2 protein-coding genes and 1 pseudogene are annotated in these 1,627 nt (G+C 62.0%); 1 reads left to right on the top strand and 2 read right to left on the bottom strand.

Translation table 11 applies throughout. The features are described from left to right. Nucleotides 1-1,042, bottom strand: a 1,042-nt coding sequence (locus ACOVRJ_RS17245) for a cell filamentation protein Fic (protein WP_422045069.1), incomplete at its 3' end; no start/stop codon positions are given. 93 nt (nt 1,043-1,135) lie between these two features. Beyond that, complete coding sequence (locus tag ACOVRJ_RS17240; RefSeq protein WP_422045068.1) at nt 1,136-1,288, bottom strand: SEC-C metal-binding domain-containing protein; 153 nt, start codon at nt 1,286-1,288, stop codon at nt 1,136-1,138. Between the two features lie 77 nt (nt 1,289-1,365). On the opposite strand from ACOVRJ_RS17240, the pseudogene ACOVRJ_RS17235 reads away from it, so the two are divergent. Further along, a pseudogene (locus ACOVRJ_RS17235) lies at nt 1,366-1,627 on the top strand (IS481 family transposase); the annotation flags it as partial.

Below are 1,627 nucleotides of genomic sequence, written 5' to 3'. Positions count from 1 at the left end.
GGTAGTAGCCCCGAGCGGCCAGCGCGTTCCGGGTCTTGTCGTGCTCGGGTTCGCCGTCCGGGTTCCAGTCGCCGCGAGCCACCCGCTCGATGAGTTCGTCGGTGACGCGGTAGCCTTCGATGGACAGGGAGTTGTAAGCGTCAGAGACGTAGCGCTCATCGACCCGGGCGAGATAGCCCGCCCGCTGCTTGTCGAGGCCGGGCGCAGGCGGGAAGGCATCGATGACGTCCTGGCGCCACCCAGCCCACATAGAGCGCAGGCGCAGCACGTACGGCGAGCGCTCCTTGCTCGGCGAAATGGTGGGCTCGGCCAGTTCGAAGGGGTTCACGGATTTGAGCGTGATCCGGGCTTTGGCAAATGCCCTCCGGATGAGCTCAGCGTCGTCGGGGCGCTTGACGAACTCGAAGGCGGCCGCCAGCCGTCCAGCGGCCGTGACCATCTTGTCGCCCGCCAGCAGCGTCGGCAGCAGCTCGGATGCACTGCGGATGGTGGCCAGTGCGATCTCGGCTTCGCGCGGATGGTTGATGAAAAACGACGGACCGGCCAGGCACAGGGCCTCGGCAACGGGCCAGACTTGCAGCCCCCGCACCTCCATGCGTGCCTTGGGAACCCGTTTCTTGTCGGGATACACGAGCAGTGAGTTGTCGAAGGGCAGATCCACCTTCGATGTGCCGCTATCGATCGTGACGCAAGTGACCTGCCTGGGGATGGTGGTGTTGCCCGTGTGCAGCAACAGCGATGCTTCGGGGTTCAGGCAGTAGCGCTTGCCAAAGCGCTTTCCCAGGTACCCCGATACGAAGGCCCAGTAGGACGCGTACCACGCGGTCGAGTCTCCTTCGCCGTCGCTCGGGCTGCTGCAGATGTACCAGCCCTTCATCACAGGCCTTAAGAAGCCCGTATCGACCAGCACGGCACGCTGCTCGTCATTCTTGAAGTCAGAGGCCTCGACAACGCCGTGGTGCTTTTCCTGGAGACGCTTGAGGGTCTTCAGCGCAGCTGTGAGGATCGGGTTGCCTTTCGGCTGACGTGGTGTCGGCGGCATGGATTTACTTTGAGATAGCCCTAAATTCTACTTTGCCATCCCAACCAAGTCCACTTTGCTATTGATCTGAAATCTACTGTGTCATCTTCACCCTCAATGCAAGTCGGCAGGCGCTCCGCAGCATTTCTTGAACTTCTTGCCTGTGCCGCAGGGGCACGGTTCGTTTCGGCCCACCTTCGCCTGAAGGGTATGGGCCACCGTTCGTTCGTGAATAGCTGTTAGGTCCCGGATGATTAGCTTCTGCATAATCGGCGTGCTCTGCTCTTCGGGCGAGAGGTCCTGAAGGCAGTCATGGCAGCATTCACTCCCGGGAGCCAGGTCGCATGATGATCGCACTGCACAAGAACGCCACGACCACGCCTGCGGTGCGGGCGCAGATCCAGAAGTCCTCGGCCAGCGAGTACGAGTTGGCTGAGCAGTACGGTATCAGCCGCACGACCGTGCAGCGCTGGAAACATCGGGACTCGGTCGAAGACCGCAGCCACACTCCGCACCAGCTGCAGACCACGCTGAACGCCGGTCAGGAGGAACTGGTGGTCTACCTGCGCAAGCAGCTGCGTCTTCCTCTGGATGACCTGCTTGCGG

Origin of the sequence: Roseateles sp., assembly GCF_049240545.1 — a bacterium.
GTDB lineage: Bacteria > Pseudomonadota > Gammaproteobacteria > Burkholderiales > Burkholderiaceae_C > Paucibacter_A.
This window is presented reverse-complemented; position numbering and strand designations above follow the sequence as displayed.